This is a genomic window from Sphingomonas sp. So64.6b (assembly GCF_014171475.1).
GTDB lineage: Bacteria > Pseudomonadota > Alphaproteobacteria > Sphingomonadales > Sphingomonadaceae > Sphingomonas > Sphingomonas alpina_A.
Genome location: NZ_CP048817.1, coordinates 4,649,502 through 4,666,708 on the forward strand (window position 1 = coordinate 4,649,502; position 17,207 = coordinate 4,666,708).

Consider the following 17,207-nt stretch of genomic DNA (forward strand, 5'->3'; position numbering starts at 1 on the left):
GCGAAGGAGAGAGACGATGCATGCATGGACCGGACGCATGGGGAGCAAGCGCCTGCGGCCCGCGCTGATGATCGGGCTTGCCCTTCTGCTCGTCGCGTGCGGGCGGGCGGAACTCTACGGCAAGCTGACCGAGTCACAGGCCAATGAGATGATCGCGGTGCTGCAAAGCGCCGGGATCAGTGCGAACAAGGCCGACAATGGCGAGAAGGGCTGGACGCTGTCGACCGGCCAGGGCGATTTTTCGCGCGCGGTCGAGATTCTTCACGCGCAAGGCCTGCCGCGCGAGGAATTCGCCACCCTCGGCACGGTGTTCAAGAAGGAAGGCTTCGTCTCGTCGCCGACCGAGGAACGGGCGCGGCTGATCTACGGTCTCAGCCAGGAACTGTCGCACACCATTTCCGAGATCGACGGGGTGGTGCAGGCGCGCGTCCACCTCGCGCTGCCGGCGGATCAACCGCTGGCCGATGCGCCCAAGCCGTCGGGCGCGTCGGTGTTTATCAAATATCGTCCGGGCACCGACATCCAGAGCCAGGTCGGCAAGATCAAGGCGCTCGTGGTCAATTCGATCGAGGGCCTGAAATACGAGAATGTCTCGGTCGAGACCTTCCCGGCTCAGCCGCTGCCGCTCGCGCAGATCGAATCGGCAAGTACGATGACGCGCTCCAGCCTTGTGACGATCGCGCCGATCTTCGTGCTGTTGTTGCTCGGCGCGCTGGGGTACCCCGCGTTCCGGCGCTGGTTGCAGCGCCGCGCCGCCGCCAATGCCAGGACCGAGATATTGCCCGGTACTGAGGTGAAGCGGTGAGTGCCGCGGCGGCCCGGGCCGCGCTCGCTTCGATCGGCAGCGACCTGACGGCGCTCTCCGGTACTCCCGACGAACGGCGCGGCAATGCCTTGTTGATGCGGATGAACGGCGTTGCGCTGGGGCAAGCGACGATCGGTGATCTCGCCGCCGTGCCGGTGTGGCTGCGTGGCACGCGCGAGGCGCAACGCCGCCTCGCACTGCGTGTCGCACTGCTGTCGATCGCGCCAGTGTTGGCCAACTCGATCGATGGCCGGTGGCTCGGCGCGATCGCAACGCTGGCCGGTGAAGACATGCTCGACTGGGCGATCCAATTGGCCGACACCATCAACGGGACCAGCGATGCGCCTGTCGCGCCGGCCCAGATCGAAGCGCGCGGTTTCGCCTTGCTGCGCAGCCAGTTGAGCCCCGCGTTGCGCGACTATCTCGGTTGGGCGCCGCAGGGCGACCTGCCGCAGGACCCTGTGCTGGTCTCCACTTGGCTGGATGCGGCGCTGACGGCGGAGGCGGCATGAGTTACGTTGTCCTCCACGCCGATGCTTTCACCACCGCCGCGACTGACGATCCGGTCGTGTCCGCAGGCGATGTCGACCGGTTCGGGGATGTGGCGGCGCTGCTCGCCGGAACGGCCGCGCTGCGCAACACTACCGAGCAAGCGGTCGCCGCGGCTCGGGCAGAGGGATTCGAAGCGGGCCGGGCGGAAGGCGTGCGCGCCGGCGAAGACGATGTCCGTGCCGAATGGCTGCGCCTTGCGGTGCGCGACGGCGAGATACGGCGCGAGCGGCAGGCCGAGATCGCACAGCTTGCCCTGGCGGTGGTGCGCCGGATCGCGGGCGATGTCGGCGCAGCTGAAATGGTCGCCGGGCTGGCTGAGCGTGCCACAGCGACGATCGCTCCCGATGATGGTGCGACCGTGCGGGTCGCGCCGGCGATGGTCGATATCGTCCGGGTCCGGTTCGACGGGCGCGCGGGGATTCTCGTCGAAGGCGACGCCACGCTGACCAACACCGATTGCATCATCGAAACCGCGCTGGGCCAGGTCCGAGCGGGTCTCGACGTGCAGCTGAGCGCAATCGAACATGCCTGGCGCGGCCATGGCTCTGGTGAGATGGCCGATGGCGACTGACGCGCCCAGCCGCATGGTCGAGAGCCTGCTCGACGGGCTACACCGCGCGACCACGGTCGAGCGCAGGGGCAGGATCGTTGAGATCCTCGGCACGACCCTGAAGGTGACCGGGATTACCGCGCGGATCGGTGAATCGTGCGAAGTGATCGAACCGGCGACGGGCCATGTGGTGCCGGTCGAGGTTGTCGGCATCGCCGGAAATGCGACGATACTGACCCCGCTGGCCGATGTCCGCGGCCTGTCGGTCGATGCCGAAGTCATCGTGCGTCCGGGCGACGACCGGGTGCAGGTCGGCGCGGCGCTGCTCGGGCGCGTGCTCGACGGCCGCGGGCGGCCGATCGACGGCAAGGGCGACCTGCCGGCCGATCTGCCGCGCCGCTCGCTGCATATGCCCGCGCCGCTGCCGATGGCGCGTGCGCTGATCGATACGCCATTGGTCACCGGCATTCGCGCGATCGACACGCTGCTGACGATCGGCACCGGCCAGCGCGTCGGCGTCTTTGCGGCGGCCGGCGGCGGCAAATCGACTTTGCTTGCGATGATGGCGCGCTTCGCCCGGGCCGATGTGATTGTCATCGCGCTGATTGGCGAACGCGGACGTGAAGTGCGCGAATTCATCGAAGACAGTCTCGGCGCGGAAGGGCTGGCGCGATCGGTCGTCATTTGCGCGACTTCGGATCGCGCCGCGATGGAACGGGTTCGCGCGGCGCATCATGCGACCGCCATCGCCGAGGGATTCCGGGCCGAGGGCAAAAGCGTGCTGCTGCTGATGGATTCGGTCACCCGCTTCGCGCGCGCTCTTCGTGAGATCGGGCTGGCGGCGGGCGAACCGGCGGTGCGGCGTGGTTTCCCACCCTCGGTCTTCGCCGAATTGCCGCGATTGTTCGAGCGCGCCGGCAATGACGAGACCGGGTCGATCACCGCGATCTACACGGTGCTGGTCGAGGATGAGGAGGGCGGCGACCCGATCGACGAGGAAGTCCGCTCGATCCTCGACGGGCATATCATCCTGTCGCGCAAGCTCGGATCGGCGGGACATTACCCGGCGATCGACATCCTCGCGAGCCTCAGCCGCCTGTTCCCGCGACTGGCCAACGCGCCGCACCGCGCCGCGGCGACTCAGGTACGGGCGTTGATGGCAAAACATGCCGAGATCGAATTCCTCGTTCAGGTCGGCGAATATCGTGCCGGCGCGGATCCGGTCGCTGACCGTGCGATTATCGCCAAACCGGAGATCGAGGCGCTGCTCCGTCAGGACGCGACCGTGCCCGAAGCATGGGATAGCGCGCTGATCCGGCTGAGGGGGATCGGCGGATGAGCGCGGATGCCCGGCGCCAAGCCGCGATGCTGGTGCGGCTGCGCGAAGTGCGCATGAACAGCGCCGCATCCGCGCTGGCCGTAGCGCGTGCTGAAACGCTCCGTGCCGAACAGGCGCGGGCGCACGCCGACGCGGCCTCGATCGATGCGGAAGGCGCTTATCGTCAGTCACGCGATCGGCTGGCCGACGATCCCAACGAAGCCGAACGGTTGCTGGCGGTAGTCGATCGCATGCGCTTCGCCCAGTCGGTGGCACGCAGCGCGCTGAACGACGCCCGCGAGGCCGAGCGACTGTGCGTCGCGGCGGAAACGGCGCGGCGCAAGACGATGATCATTGCCCGGGCTCGCCACGATATTCTTGCCGAGCGTGCCGCCGCGGCACGCCGGGCAGTGGCGCGCGCCAATGAAGACCGCAGTGCGGAAGAAGTCGATGAATCGAGGAGGATGCGATGACCAGCGTCAATAGTGCCACCCGTAGCCAGCCGAGCCGGACGCCGGCGTCGCGTCCGCAGCCCGCCCCGGCACGCGCTCAGCCAAGCGACGCAAAGGCGATGTCTGATGCCTTTGCCGCGGCGCGCAAGACGATGGGCCTGCCGCCCGAATCCCGCACCAAATTGGGCAAGGAAGCAAAACTTGGCGCGCATGGCGAGCGGGAGAGCTTCACCGCGACGGTCGATGCGAAAGCGCGCGATGCCGATCTGATCGTGCGCGAGCGGGAATCGCAGGATCAGCATGGCCAGGGCTTCGGCGCGCCGGCCCAGAGCGTGCCGATCGTCCCGCTGGCAATGCCGGCAATGCCCGCTCCGCATGTGGACGCGAGCGCCTTTGCGCAAATGCTCGCCGATCTATGGACGCGCGAGAACGGCAAGGGCGCGCGTGAGGTGCAGGTCCGGTTCGGTGCCAATGCGTGGCCCGCGACCGGCGCAAGGCTGGTGCGCAACGCCGCTGGCGCGCTGGATATCGCGCTGCAAGTCGGTGACGGCGGCCGCGCTTATGGCGATCGCCTGCAGGGCCTGGGTGCGTATCTGGAAGAAGCCGGCGTCACATTGGGGGCACTGGCCATCGAAGACCCCTGACCCGAGACACTCCTCCGGCGAGCAGTCCGGCGTGCTCTTGGTTATTGGATCGTGGCGGTGCCCTTGGCGCGCGCGGTGAGCAGCGCAAGAATATCGGCAGGCACTGGCGCAGCCCTCACACCCGGCGGCGGCCAGTCTCCGGCCAGCGCCGCCTCGCGGATTTGACCGGGGGTCAGTGCCGGATTGGGCCAGCCAAGCGCCAGCGCCCGCTGTGCCAGCCGGGTCTGTGCCGCCGCTTCTTCGGGCACGTTGGTGAACATCTGTGTCGTGGCCGACGTCCCCAGATTGGCGCCGCTGGCATCGATCGCCCAGGGGTCGGCGCCGCGATCGAGCAGCAGTTCGGCGATGCGAAAACGCTCCATGTCGAGCGCGACCTGCAAGGAACGGGTCCCGGTTGGACCCGCCGCCTTGAGGTCCGCACCGAAATCAAGCAGCAGTCTGACGCCGCCGATCGAGTTTGCCGCGATCGCCGCCCGCATCGCGCCGAGGGGATTGTCGGCCGGAGTCGCCTTTGCGCCGGATTGAAGGAGCCGCATCGCAAAAGCGGGATCGTCCGCCATCATCGCCAACGCCAGCGCCGGCCCCTCGACCTGCGCGCCATGCGCAATCAGCAAGTCGAGCGCATCGGTCGACGCCGTCGCGAGCGCGATGCACAGCATGTCATAGGTGTCGCCGATCCTGAACGACGCCAAAGCGGGATCGCGCGCCAGATAGCGCTGTGCGGCGTCGAGATCGTGGTCGAACAACGCTTCGGCAAGCGCCTGAGCCGACGAGCCGATGCGCAGATTGCCGACCACGTCCTTGCGGGTCGGAAGAGCCGCGCCACCGACGAAGCGATCGAACCGCGCATCGCCCGCCATCATGATATCCTCAAGTTCATGCGCCAGCATCGCCCCACCGGGACGGGCGCGTCAACCGCTTAGCCGCCGGTGTAACGCGCCGTGCTGGCCAGGACCGCATCGATCATGTGCCGGTTGACCGGATTGTTCTGCCACCACGACGCGCCTTCGGGCTTTACATAGGGCATGGTGTGTTGATCGCCGAACGCCTTGGGCAAGTCGAGCTTGGCCGCGCCCACGCCGCCGCCGATCGCGCCGCCAATGCCGCCGACGATCGTGCCGAGCCCGGGGATGATCGAGCCGATTCCAGCACCGGTCGCACCGCCGGCAAGCGCGCCGACGACGCCACGTGCGCCGGGATTCTCCTGCAACATGGTCAGCGCTTCGCCGTCGACGCGGTAATTGTCGACATCGCCCGCCACTCTGCCGCCGGCGGCGGCTTCCGCCTTGGCGATGGTCGATCCGTGCAGGCCTGCGGCGTTGAAGGTGGTCGCATCGCGTCCCGAGGCGATTGCCGCGTCCGCGGCAAGGCCGCCGCCGAGCGAATGGCCGACCAGCGTCACTTCCGCGCCCGAATTCTGCAGCTGGCGCCCGATTTCGAGCGCGCGCGCATAATGGACGGAATCGGCGCCGAATGCCTGTTGGGCGTCTGCGGCGATGTCTTTCATCGAACTCGGGTTGGTGCCGCGGAAAGCGACCGTATAGGAGGTGCCGGCCGGGGAATCATGGGCATAGACCCGTGCGAAGAACCCCTTCTCATCGGCCTTGCCAAGCAGATTGGCATCGACGCCGAGTCCCTTGATCTCGTCGGCGCTCGCGACGCGAAAACCCGCCGGCGGGGAAATCGAGCTATCCTTGGCGCCGGTCTTGTAGACATCGCCCGCCAGCTCGGCGCGCTCCATCAGCGTCGGGCCTTCATCGGCCGCGTTGGCCAGCCGGGAGGCCGGCCCGCTCGGCGGCGGTGTATCGGCGCGCGGCGCGGGCTGAAGCGCCGGCGGCTCGGCCAGCTTGCGTGCGGCGCCCGGCGTCACCGCGCCATCCGCAGTGCGCGCGGCGGTGCGCGCGACATCGGTACCCGCCTGCGCGGCATTGCCGCCGCCACGCAGTGCTGCCTTCGCCGCATCGCCGATGCCGGGCACGAAACCGATCAGCGATGCGCCGAGGTTGAGCCAGCCACCGCTTTCGCCGCGCGCGATCTGACCGATCGATGCGGCAGTGTCACGGACATCGGCGATTTGCCCTGCGATCGGCACGAAGCCCATCGCGACTTGCCCGGCGGTCGCCGACCAGGTGTGGTTATCGCTGAAATTGCCCGCAACCGCGCCGGTGAAGAAGGAGCCGATCCCCTCCTGCGCCTCGGGTGGCGGGGTTGGGCGGCCGGCGATCGGCTGAGGGCCGGCGGGCTGCGTTGCCCAATCGCTGCGATAGGAGGAAGTCGGCTGGATACCAGGCAGCGCAGGCCCACGCACCGGAAGCAGCACAGGAGGGGACGGTGGCGGCGGCGGTGGGGCCTGGCGAATGGGCTGCACGACACGGACTCCTGTGCTCAATAAGCAGCGACTATCGGCCAAAATGCACGTTCGAAGCCATAATCGATCCGACTATCCCGATTTCGGCGCTCGTGCGTTTGAACCGGATCGGTGGCCGCCACCCAAGCAGCAGCGAAGGAGAAAAACGATGCAGCGACCCTGGATATCAGCGCGGACGATATCGGTACTGCTTGGGCTTGCAGCCTTGGGCGCATCCCTCGGCGCCGCGCAAGCGCAAGGCGGGCGCGAGCGAGTCCGTTGCGCGATCAATGACGCGCCCGACAATCTTTGCGTATTCGTCGATCAGCTACGCGCGCCGGGTGTGCATCGCATGACCTTCCTCGCGGGCAATCGTCGGGTCATCTTCGAAGGACGCTCAAACAGCGGATGGTGGACCGGGACACTCAATGGTCGCGCGGCGATGGGTTACGAACGCAATCGCGGCAATATCGTCTTCTCGACCACCGACCTGAAGACCCGTTTCTCCTGGTGGTATCCGACCAACGCGCACGGGACATATTGAGGCAGCGAATCCAAGTTCATTTCAGCGTGTCGAAGAGAAAGGTCATGCGATCCGCCATCAGCTCCGGCCGGCTGAGCGGGTCGCTGACGCCGTGGCCGCCCTCCTGGTCCTCCAGATAATAGACCGGTGCGCCGACCTCTTTCAGTCGCGCGGCGAGCTTGCGCGCATGGCCGGGGCCGACGCGGTTGTCCGACGTCGCGACGGTGACCAGGAACGGCGGGTAATGCTTGCCCGCGACGACGTTCTGATAGGGCGAATAGGCGCTGATCGCCGCCAGCAACGCCGGGTTCTTGGTATCGCCATATTCATTTACCCAGGCAGCACCCATGCCCATGAAGGGCATTCGGACAAGGTCGGTCAGCGGCACGTCGCTGACGATCGCACCGTAAAGGTCGGGGCGCTGCGTGCCCATGACGGCGGCCAACAGTCCGCCGTTCGAGCTGCCGAACACGCCGATATGCTTCGGGCTGGTCAAGCCGTCCTTGATGATCGCCTCGGTCACCGCGGCGAAATCGTCATAGCTGTTCTGCCGTTTCCCGCGGATCGCGGCCTGATGCCAGGCCTCGCCGCGCTCACCGCCGCCACGGATCATCGGCACCGCGAGCGCGCCGCCACGCGTAAGCCATGGCACCAGCGCCTTACCGCCGACGGTGCGGCCGAGATATTCGGGGGTGACGGAAACCCCAAATGCGCCATAGCCGGTCATCAGCAGCGGGATCGCGCCGGGCTTCGCTGTCCTCGGGCGCACCAGATAATAGTCGATCGGCGTGCCGTCCCTCGACGTCGCGGTCTTTAACTCGGTGACGAAACCGCTCGCATCGAATGCCGGCTTCTCGGCATAAAGCGGCACTGCCTTGCCGGTGTCGCCGACCAGTTCGAGCCGGTTGGGGAGCAGATAACCGGCGCGATGCATCACGACCGCATCGCTGTCCGGATCGATCGCACCGAAGCCGATCGCCGTCCCCGCCGGTTGCGCCTCGCCGCGCGCGCGCGTCCAGCCGTCCTTGCCCCGCGTCGCGGTGACGATCCGCTGCACGCCGCGCCGGGTCAGCACCATTTTCACGCCGCTGCGGCCCGGCGCCAGATAGCCGTTGGCCAGGAACTCGTCGTCAGTCGGGCCAAGGACGATACCGACCCGCTGCGCCGGTACGCTCGCCGCGATATCATAGGCGATGATCGTCTCGGCGGGCAGCGACCGGCCACCGACGGTCGCTGCCTCGCCGAGCTGGGCGAAGATGCGGCCGCCACCGATATTGTCCGACAGCATCTTGACCTTGCGCGGGATCGGCGTCGTTTCGACCGATCCGTCGCCGCGCACGATCAAATGCTCGAAGTTGGAATAATCGATCGCGCGCGTGATGACGCCGACACGGCCCGCACCCTCGCCGGTCACGCCGAGCGACATGAGCATATCGGTCGGCTGCGCGCGGTAGACGATTTTCGCCGCGCTGAGCGGCGTGCCGCGCATCCATAACGCGACGGTCGCCGGCCAGCCGGTCGGCAGCGTCGGCGCGCCGTTCAGGCCATGCTCGATCAGCAGCCGGTCCTTGTCGAGCCAGGCCGCGAACGTCCGGCCCGCTGCGGTGCGGAAGCCATCCGCGACAAATCGGCCGGTAATCAGATCGAATTCGCGCAACTCGGTTTCATCGCCACCCTGCGGCGACAGCGCAATGATGCAACGCGAATAAGCCGGCGCTGCGCAGCCAAGCCGGCCGAAGCGCAATTCATACGGCTTGCCCTCCGTCTTGCGCAGCGCATCGAGGTCAAGAATATCACGCCAGCCGCCGGGCGCGCCATCGCCCGCGCGGCGGCCGACTGCCAGCACGCCGTGCGGATGCGCGACCGAACGCTGGAAACGCAGCGTCACCGACCCCATCAGCAGAAAATCGGGCGGCGGGTCGCCGGCGGCGAGCACCGTCTTCAGCTCCGCCTCGATCGTCGCATGATCGGGCATCGCGGCGATCGTCGCCTGCGCTGCTCGCGTCTCCCGCCGCGCCCAGTCCAGCGCGCGTGCGTCGGTTGGCGCTTCCAGCCATTGCAACGCATCCTGCGCCGTCGCGGGCGCTGCCAGCGCAGTGGCGATGGCGATCAACGCGGCGCCGGCGGCGCGTTTCATCACGGCGCGGCCGGCGTGCCGTTGACGGCGATCAATTCGACCGTGAACAACAGGGTCGCTCCGCCGGGTATCGGCCCCTTGCCGCGCGGGCCATAGGCGAGCGTCCAGGGAACCGCGATTTCCAGCACATCGCCAATACCGGCGAGCGGCAGCGCCTCCCGCCAGCCGGGAATCACCTGTCCCAGCCGAAAGGTGATCGGTTCGGCCCGTGCATAGGAGCTGTCGAACGTCGCGCCATCGACGAACGTCCCGGCATAATGCGCCGTCACCTCGTCGTCCGGGCCGGGATGAACACCGGCGCCATCGCCCTTCACGCGACGCCAGTGCAGTCCGCTCGCGGTCACCTGCCATCCTTGCGCCGGCCCGCGCTGCGCCAGCGCCAGCTGCTGCACATTGGCATAGCTGACCGCGGCAGCGTCGTCGGGCCGGGCCGGGGCCTGTTGCGCCGACATCGCCGCAAGAGCGATCAACCAGAGATTAGCGGGCATCGCGCGATCCTTTTAAATATTTGTCGAACCATGCCACGGTGCGCTCGGCGGTGTCGATCCGCATCATGTCATTTGCCGATCAGCGCCGCTGCATCGATCAGCTCGACATTGGGATGCGCCGCGCGCAGCGCCGGCAGCCACATTTTGCTGTCGCCGACCACCAGCACCGTCGCGGTCGCCGGGTCTATCCGTTTCGCCGCTGCGGCGATTTCGGCCGGCGACACCGCGGCGCCGGGGCTCAGCTCGGCGCGCGCCACCGACAGCGGCGTGCCCGTCGCCACCAGCCCGGCGAGATAGTCGCCCAGCCCGGCGGTCCGGTCGGTCTGCGACGCCAGGATGCGCGACACGAACTCGCTGCGCTCCGCATCTTCCGCCGCGCTCGGCGGATTGGCCGGAAGCCGCGCGAACTGCGCCAGTATCAGGTCGAGGACTTCGGGCGCCGACGCGGTCTTGGTTTGCGATGCGGCCATCACGAAACCGCCGCCGCGCCGCATGTCGATCTGGCTGCCCGCGCCATAGCTCAGCCCGCGCTTCTCGCGAATCTCCTTCGACAGCCAGCCGATCGAGCCGCCGCCGACGATCGCGTTCGCGACTTGCAGCGCGCGCTGGTCGCCCGCGCTGCGTGGCCCGGTCGGCAACGCGGCGATCACCGCGCTTTGCGGCGCGCCCGGCAAATCGATCGCGATGATCCGGTGTGGCGCGGCGCTGGCGGTGAAGGCCGGCGCGGGCGCCCCGCCGCGCCAGCCGCCGAAAATGCGCTCGGCAAGCGCCGCCGCCTGCTTCGCGTCGAGCGATCCGGTCACCACCAGCGTCGCGCCGCGCGGCCCCCATTTGGCGCGCGTCGCGGCGACATCTGCCGCATCGATCGCGGCCAGCGATCGCGGCGTCGCCACCGCGCCATAGGGCGTGCCGGCAAACAGCGCCGCCGGCAGCACGCGCAGCGCGAGCTGGACCGGCTGCTTCTCGCTCACCGTCAGCGCATCGGACAGCTTGCGCCGCTCGCGATCGAGCTCTTCGGGTGCCGCGCCCGGCCGCAGCGCGACATCGCCAAGCAACGCGGCGGCGGCATCGGCATTGGCGGCCGGCACGGTGATCTTCACGATCGTCGCATCGGCCTGCGCGGCCGCGCTGATCCGCCCGCCCAGATCGCCGACCGCCGCGGCAAGTGCGGCCGCGTCGCGCGTACCGGCGCCGCGCAGCGCCAGCGCCGCGGTCAAATCGGCCAGCCCGGCATGGCCCGCCGGGTCGGCCGCGTCGCCGCCGGCGATGACCAGCTCGAGCGTGACCAGCGGCACTTCGGTCGATCGCGCGCTGACCAGCGTCAGGCCATTGGCCAGCTTCGCCTCGATGATCGGCGGCACCACGCGCCGCTGCGGCCCCGGGCCCGGCGGCTGTTCGCGTTCGCCCTCCGACGCGATCGTCACCGGCGTCCGCGTCGCCGGCGGCACGATCGGCCCCATCGCCGCGACCTGGTTGGTCGACGCGTCGCCGGTATAACCCGCCGGGCGCTGGCTTTCGTCCTGATAGCGGATCGTCACCTGGCGCTGCGCGCTCAGCCACCGCGTGGCGATACGCTGCACATCGGCCGGCGTCATCGCGCGGATCGCGGCGAGCCTCTTGTCGTCATGCGCGGGGTCGCCCGACAGGACATCGCCGTCCCCGACCAGCACGACGCGTCCCGCCGGCGTTTCGCGATCGCTCAGCGCCGCGCCAAGCATCGCGTTCTTGACCGATGCCAGTTCGGCGGCGGCGACCGGCGTATCGCGCAGCCGCGCGACTTCGGCATCGAGCGCGCTCCGTGCCGCCGCCATATCGGCGCCCTTGGCCAATGTCGTGACGATGGCAAAGGCATGGCCGTCGCGCGTGTCGAAATTATACGTCACGACCGACGACGCCAATTGCTTGTCGGTGATCAGCACCCGGTTGAGCCGCGACGCGGCCCCGTTTGTCAACAGCGCCTCGATCACATCGATCCCCGCCGAATCCATGTTCGCCTCGGGCGGCGCGACCCATGCCGCGACCAGCGCGGGCAGGGGCACATTGGGGGCATAGGCATCGACCAGGCGCGGGCTGGTCCGCTCCGGCTCGACCGATGGCGGGATCTGGATCAGCGGCGTCGCTGGCTTGGGGATCGACCCGATATAGCGGTCGGTCCAGGCGTCGAGCTGTGCGGGCTCGAAATTGCCCGCGATCACCATCACCGCATTGTCGGGGCGATAAAATGCCTCATGGAACGCGCGAACATCGGCCAGCGTCGCCTTGTCGAGATCCTCCGCCGTGCCGCCGATCGGCCGGGCATAGGGATGCGTCGAAAACACGAAGCCCGGGATCAGCTTGAACAGGATCCGGCCATAGGGCGCGGCGAAGATGCGCTGGCGCAGCTCCTCCTTCACCACGTCGCGCTCCGACGCGAAATTGGCCTGGTCGATCACCAAATTCTTCAACCGCTCGCCTTCGAGCCACAATAATGTCTCGAGCCGGTTGGCCGGCGCGGTGGTGGTGTAAAGCGTATCGTCGAACAGGGTCGTCGCATTGGCGCTCTCGACGATCGTGCTCATATAGGTGAACGCGCCCTGCGGCAGGTTGCGCGTCGGCTTGAACATCAGATGTTCGAACAGATGCGCGAAGCCCGCGCGCTCCTTCGGGTCGTCGCGCTGACCGACCTTGTACCACATATACAGCGACACCGACGCCGCCTTTGGATCGCGCATCGCATAGATCGTCATGCCGTTCTTCAACACGCGCCTGGTATAGACAAGCGGCGGCACCACGATCGGCGCGGCCGCCCCCGTTCCTGCCCCGGCCGGCGCGCGCGGCGCGGGGGCAGGGGCAGGCGCGGCGCTCACCGCGGTGGACGCGCACAGCGCGGCGATGGTCATGGCGGCAAAGGACTTCATCGGTTCGGCTTCCCTCTTTGAAGGAAGGAGCGACCGCGGGCATATTTCCGCCATTGCCGGACGGCCGAGAAACCCCTTTGAAAATAAAGCCGTTCGGCCGATCAGGACCGCCGGGACATGACGATAGCTTGAGGTGAAGGCGACATGCGCAGGGGAACTGCCCGTCCATTTGCGTTGGCTGAGGCGATATCCGGCGGCGATCGACGCGCCGGCAACCCGTTCGAACTGGCCGCGCCGCCATGGTATCCGCGGTGAGCGCGCCTCGCCGCCCAGCCACCACCGGCCTGCGCCGTTTCCTCGATCTCCGGCAGCAACACGACTGGATGCAGGGCAAGGCGATCCCGGACGATGTCGAGGATCGTACGCAGGACTTGGAATTGCGTCTCAAATATCTCGCACGGTCCGAAAAGCTGCGGCGCCTGCCACAGGCACCCAAGGTCCTCGAAACTCTCCGCCGCTACGGCAGCGACTGCATCCCGATCCCGCGCCGGACCGAACGTTATTACTGGTCGGTGTCCTGCCTGCCCTCGACGCCAGGCAAGGCGCTTGTCCGCGTCAACGCAAGCTGGATGGAGCTATCCTCGCTCTATGCCGACGGCGAAGATATCCGTGCGCTGTTCCTGGTGCATCTGTCCGATTTCACCACCGATCGCTCGCTCGATCACGGCCAGGTCGACGAAGCCTTTCTCGAACGCTGCGTCACGACGCCGGAGGACGTCAGCTATATCTTCCCCCGTGGCGAAGACATTTTCGGCATCAAGGTCCGCGGCTTTGTGTCGATCGGCAAATTCCTCGCGACGCGCCGTGCGCTGCACGGGATCCGGGCGTTCAACCTGACGCACATGAACCGCGGCCGGAACGCCTATCAGGCGAGCCACTGCTATAGCCTGGCGGATCATATGCTGGGTGAGGTTGAGGGCTGAGCGGGGAACAATGCTCGTCTGGCCCTGCCTCGAAAGCCACCCTCGTCCTTGAGCAATTGCGGCGAGATAGACTTCGAGTCCCGTAAGCGCATACTCTCGTGAACCAACTAGGATACTCGCGCCGATCAGCGATATCGCTCCAGCCACATCGTCCGCGCGATGGTCTGGCGCAGCAGGCACGAGGATTGCTCAAGATCCGACGCCTGGCCACCACCCGCCTCATCCCAACGGCGCTGACACGTCCCATCCCTTTCCCGAATCCAGTCGCGCTGGCTGTTGCGCAGCACGCCGCGCCGCGCTGCCGATAAGCGGGTCATCACCATCCGGTATGCCTGGTTGAGTCGCGCGTCCTGCTTTCCATGCTCGGCCTGCGTACATTGTATCGTGTCGGGCATCACGCCGTCGGCGGCCTTTACGCAGTCGTTGTAACCTGCGCTCAACCGACGTTCCTGGGCAGGGATCCATTCCTGCGCACCCAGCATCGTCGGCACGGTCAGGGCGATTGTTGCCGCGGCCAGCATGAATGTTTTCATCGTCGTTCTCCTTAAGCGCTATTATGCCCCGTCGCTGGTCAGTAATGTGAGCAGCGTGGTTCCTTCGGCGCGCACATCCTCCAGTTGCCAACTGCCGTCGCCCCGTGGCGACCAGACCGAAACCAGCGTTCGTGATCCGGCAGCGTTCTCGATACGGTGCGTCACCTCAAGGCCGTCCACCGTCCGGCGGGACGAACTGCCCAGGATGCGAACCGGTAGCGCCTCCTGACTGCCAGTAAGGAAATCATGGTCGTAGCTGCCGACCTCGCTTGTGGCTTCGACGCGGCGAAGGGCCACAAGGAGGTCCGGCGAAAGCGGCAGCGTCCTGATCCCATCGTCTCCGCGCGCAGAGACCTGGATTGCCGCCTCGATCGCCGACCGGGGATCGGTCACCACTGGCAGCTTCGCCGCCGCAGCGCTACGCGTTGGAGAGATGGCCGGTGCCGATCCGGGAGGCGCTGCGCCGTTGGTAGCGCCCGTCTGGTTCGCCAGCGAATCGACAGCGCTGAAATCCGGATTGGCGGCGCGTCGCGCGATGGCTGTGCGGTCTTCACTGCCGTTGGCGGTGATCATCCCGGCATTGCGGTCAGCCGTTGGAGTACCATCGCACGCCGTTAATATAGTGGTTGCAGCAATGATGATGATCCACCTCATACCCACCTCCTGACATCTGTAGGCAGAGTGTAAAGGCGGATCATTTCGCGATCCTGAACAAACCGGTACGTGGCCGAACGTGAGGCTTTTCCTGCGCAAGTTTTAACAAGCCTGCCACACGAAGCATATCGACTACGCTGTTATCGCACGCGAACGGGCAGTCCATGGCGTGATCTTCCTGCGATGTTCGACAACTAGAACCCCTGGTGCATCTGTCCGATTTCACCACCGATCGCTCGCTCGATCAGGGCCCGGTCGACGAAGCCTTTCTTGAAAGCTCCGTCACGACGCCGGAGGACGTCAGCTATATCTTCCCCCGTGGCGAAGACATTTTCGGCATCAAGGTCCGCGGCTTTGTGTCGATCGCCAAATTCCTCGCGACGCAGCCTGCGCTGCAGGGGATCCGGGCGTTCAACCTGACGCATATGAACCGCGGCCGGAACGCCTATCAGGCGAGCCATTGTTACAGCTTGGCGGATCATATGTTGGGTGAGGTTGGGGGCTGAGGGTGGAGCGGGGCACCGGGCATCAATGTTCGTTACACACTCAATTTTCGCCACAGCGAGCCCGAAAACACCGAGCGGACGATCACAGCTTGCCTCTCGAACGACACAACGATATTGTTGTGCTTATGCTACCATCCCTTATCGAAACCCCGGGTCAATCGGAAGGAATCCTCCCCCCGGGGCTTCACCATGTAAGTCTACGGGAGGTACGAGAAGCGTTCGCGTATAATGATCATCGCGCTTGGCTGTTCGCTGGCTTCGTCGACGCATGTCGGGACCTACGCGAATTTGGATGCGGCCGAATCTACTTGGGCGGAAGTTATGTCACTTCGAAAGAGTATCCTGGCGACTATGACGCATGCTGGGACCCTTGCGGTGTGTCGGATCAGGTAAGTCCGCTCCTTTGGGACGACAATCAGAGGCTGGAGCAGAATCGTAGATATCGCGGTGACCTCCTCGTCAGCGCAGCTGGAGATGGACCAGAATGTAGGCATTATCAGTTTCTGTCCAAAGACAAGGTAACCGGCATCCTTCGTGGAATGATTGGAATCAAACTTAATATGCTTGAGATACTCAACGTATGATCAGAAACGATCAAGAATATAAGGTAACTAAGGCTGCACTCATTTCTTATGAGGACGCGCTTGCTGACTTTGACATTCTTAAATCTATCAAGCGGGGTGTCGCGCCTGTTATCGCGGAGGCACAACGGACTTCTTATCAGCGGCAAGTTGCTGAACTTCGAGAGCAAATTGAGGCGTACGATGCTCTAAAAAGCGGCGAAGCGACCGAGTTTGCGATGTCCTCTTTTGCCAGCATTGGCAAGGAGCTAATATCGGCTAGAATTGCAAAGGGTCTGACACAAAGGGAATTAGCGAGATTAGCAGGGCTGAAGGAGCAGCAGATACAGCGTTATGAGAAGGATGCGTATGAAACCGCTAACCTTCGGCGTTTGGAGTACATCGCCCGGGTCTTGGACGTAAACTTCACTGGTAAAATAACTGTGAAGCCATCATCGGATGCTTTCGCGTCAGATTTCCTGAATTCAATCGACCCCAGCCAGTTTCCTTTGAGCGAAATGAACGCAAAGGGATGGTTCGATCAAAAACTGAATCTTCGGCGGGCGTCAGCGTCGGAAAAGAAGCGTGCTTTGGCGGTCTTTTTTACAAATTCTGGCGTGATTCAGCCATCTAAAGCGCTTCATCGGAAAACTGCGGGGGTAGGTTCGCGCGTTAAGCAGGCCGCTTTGCTCTCTTGGCAAGCTCGCATTTTATCGAAAGCACGACGAAAGGCCGGGCTCGCCAGGCGTTATAAGCCACTAACGCCGGATACAATAAAGGCACTAGTGTCATTCAGCCGGATGCCTGATGGACCAGTATTGGCGATTGACATGCTCCTATCTCACGGTGTCATTGTTGTTTTTGAGAAGCATCTTGAGAAGACGAAACTCGATGGTGCTGCAATGAGCCTAGATGGTCGTTATGCCGTAATAGGCATGACCCTGCGCCACGACCGAATTGATAATTTCTGGTATGTACTCTTACATGAATTGGGCCACGTCACCCGTCACTGGGGGCCATTGTTAACCGATGGATTTCTGGATGAAGAGGGAGATGACCTCTCTGAAAAACTTGAATCTGAGGCAGATGATTTTGCAACCAACGCAATTATCCCAAACGAGGCTTGGGACGCTTCGTTCGTTCGGTTCACCAAGTCGCCCGAAGCTATTGTTGAATTCGCTGTGAAGTGGAATATCCATGAGGCGTTGGTTGCTGGGCGTATACGAAAAGAACGTGGAAATTATTCGGAATTTTCTGACTTGATAGGCAATGGTAAGATTCGTCTCCTCATAAAAAATGCGGGCTTAATGGAGTAGGA

The 17,207-nt window shown here is 65.2% G+C and carries 17 protein-coding genes; 10 read left to right on the plus strand and 7 right to left on the minus strand.

What is annotated here, in order from left to right; genetic code table 11:
- Positions 1-16: 16 nt before the first annotated feature.
- The 6 genes from sctJ to G4G27_RS22280 are packed head-to-tail and all read left to right on the plus strand — an operon-like array spanning position 17 to position 4,321.
- Positions 17-805, plus strand: coding sequence for a type III secretion inner membrane ring lipoprotein SctJ (gene sctJ / locus G4G27_RS22255; RefSeq protein WP_183110653.1), 789 nt, complete (start codon positions 17-19; stop codon positions 803-805).
- Positions 802-1,317 carry a hypothetical protein gene (locus G4G27_RS22260; RefSeq protein WP_183110654.1) on the plus strand — a complete coding sequence of 172 codons (516 nt, stop codon included), beginning with the start codon at positions 802-804 and terminating at the stop codon, positions 1,315-1,317. Before sctJ ends, G4G27_RS22260 begins: the two co-directional genes overlap by 4 nt.
- Entirely contained in the window at positions 1,314-1,928 is a 615-nt protein-coding gene (locus G4G27_RS22265; protein WP_183110655.1) for a FliH/SctL family protein, read from the plus strand. Before G4G27_RS22260 ends, G4G27_RS22265 begins: the two co-directional genes overlap by 4 nt.
- Positions 1,918-3,246 (plus strand): FliI/YscN family ATPase, encoded by a 1,329-nt coding sequence (locus G4G27_RS22270; protein WP_275944103.1) that lies wholly within the window; start codon positions 1,918-1,920, stop codon positions 3,244-3,246. Before G4G27_RS22265 ends, G4G27_RS22270 begins: the two co-directional genes overlap by 11 nt.
- Positions 3,243-3,698, plus strand: coding sequence for a hypothetical protein (locus G4G27_RS22275; RefSeq protein ID WP_183110656.1), 456 nt, complete (start codon positions 3,243-3,245; stop codon positions 3,696-3,698). Before G4G27_RS22270 ends, G4G27_RS22275 begins: the two co-directional genes overlap by 4 nt.
- A complete protein-coding gene (locus G4G27_RS22280) occupies positions 3,695-4,321 on the plus strand; it encodes a hypothetical protein (RefSeq protein ID WP_183110657.1) in 627 nt (208 codons plus the stop codon). Before G4G27_RS22275 ends, G4G27_RS22280 begins: the two co-directional genes overlap by 4 nt.
- Before the next feature lie 41 nt (positions 4,322-4,362).
- On the opposite strand, the gene G4G27_RS22285 is transcribed toward G4G27_RS22280, so the two are convergent.
- Together G4G27_RS22285 and G4G27_RS22290 are read right to left on the minus strand one after the other, a co-directional pair.
- Positions 4,363-5,211 (minus strand): hypothetical protein, encoded by an 849-nt coding sequence (locus G4G27_RS22285; protein ID WP_183110658.1) that lies wholly within the window; start codon positions 5,209-5,211, stop codon positions 4,363-4,365.
- A 29-nt stretch (positions 5,212-5,240) separates the two neighbouring features.
- A complete protein-coding gene (locus G4G27_RS22290) occupies positions 5,241-6,689 on the minus strand; it encodes a DUF2974 domain-containing protein (protein WP_183110659.1) in 1,449 nt (482 codons plus the stop codon).
- Positions 6,690-6,837: 148 nt separating this feature from the next.
- Between G4G27_RS22290 and G4G27_RS22295 the strand changes: the two genes are divergently transcribed.
- Complete coding sequence (locus tag G4G27_RS22295; RefSeq protein WP_183110660.1) at positions 6,838-7,212, plus strand: hypothetical protein; 375 nt, start codon at positions 6,838-6,840, stop codon at positions 7,210-7,212.
- Between the two features lie 16 nt (positions 7,213-7,228).
- Here G4G27_RS22295 and G4G27_RS22300 read toward each other — a convergent pair whose 3' ends face one another.
- From G4G27_RS22300 to G4G27_RS22310, 3 genes are all read right to left on the minus strand, one after another.
- Positions 7,229-9,328 carry a prolyl oligopeptidase family serine peptidase gene (locus G4G27_RS22300; RefSeq protein WP_183110661.1) on the minus strand — a complete coding sequence of 700 codons (2,100 nt, stop codon included), beginning with the start codon at positions 9,326-9,328 and terminating at the stop codon, positions 7,229-7,231.
- Complete coding sequence (locus tag G4G27_RS22305; RefSeq protein ID WP_183110662.1) at positions 9,328-9,816, minus strand: FKBP-type peptidyl-prolyl cis-trans isomerase; 489 nt, start codon at positions 9,814-9,816, stop codon at positions 9,328-9,330. The genes G4G27_RS22300 and G4G27_RS22305 overlap by 1 nt, the downstream gene beginning before the upstream one ends.
- A gap of 68 nt (positions 9,817-9,884) precedes the next feature.
- Positions 9,885-12,713, minus strand: a complete 2,829-nt coding sequence (locus G4G27_RS22310) for a pitrilysin family protein (protein WP_183110663.1) — start codon at positions 12,711-12,713, stop codon at positions 9,885-9,887.
- A gap of 251 nt (positions 12,714-12,964) precedes the next feature.
- Between G4G27_RS22310 and G4G27_RS22315 the strand changes: the two genes are divergently transcribed.
- Positions 12,965-13,636, plus strand: a complete 672-nt coding sequence (locus G4G27_RS22315) for a hypothetical protein (RefSeq protein WP_202049619.1) — start codon at positions 12,965-12,967, stop codon at positions 13,634-13,636.
- Positions 13,637-13,761: 125 nt separating this feature from the next.
- On the opposite strand, the gene G4G27_RS22320 is transcribed toward G4G27_RS22315, so the two are convergent.
- Positions 13,762-14,169, minus strand: a complete 408-nt coding sequence (locus tag G4G27_RS22320; RefSeq protein ID WP_183110665.1) for a lysozyme inhibitor LprI family protein — start codon at positions 14,167-14,169, stop codon at positions 13,762-13,764.
- A gap of 21 nt (positions 14,170-14,190) precedes the next feature.
- On the minus strand, positions 14,191-14,823 hold the full coding sequence (locus tag G4G27_RS22325) for a hypothetical protein (protein WP_183110666.1): 633 nt from the start codon (positions 14,821-14,823) through the stop codon (positions 14,191-14,193).
- Between the two features lie 206 nt (positions 14,824-15,029).
- On the opposite strand from G4G27_RS22325, the gene G4G27_RS22330 reads away from it, so the two are divergent.
- Both G4G27_RS22330 and G4G27_RS22335 read left to right on the plus strand, forming a co-directional pair.
- Positions 15,030-15,329: a hypothetical protein gene (locus G4G27_RS22330; protein ID WP_202049620.1), complete on the plus strand. Its 300-nt coding sequence runs from the start codon at positions 15,030-15,032 to the stop codon at positions 15,327-15,329.
- 580 nt (positions 15,330-15,909) lie between these two features.
- Complete coding sequence (locus G4G27_RS22335) at positions 15,910-17,205, plus strand: XRE family transcriptional regulator (RefSeq protein ID WP_183110667.1); 1,296 nt, start codon at positions 15,910-15,912, stop codon at positions 17,203-17,205.
- Positions 17,206-17,207 lie beyond the last annotated feature (2 nt).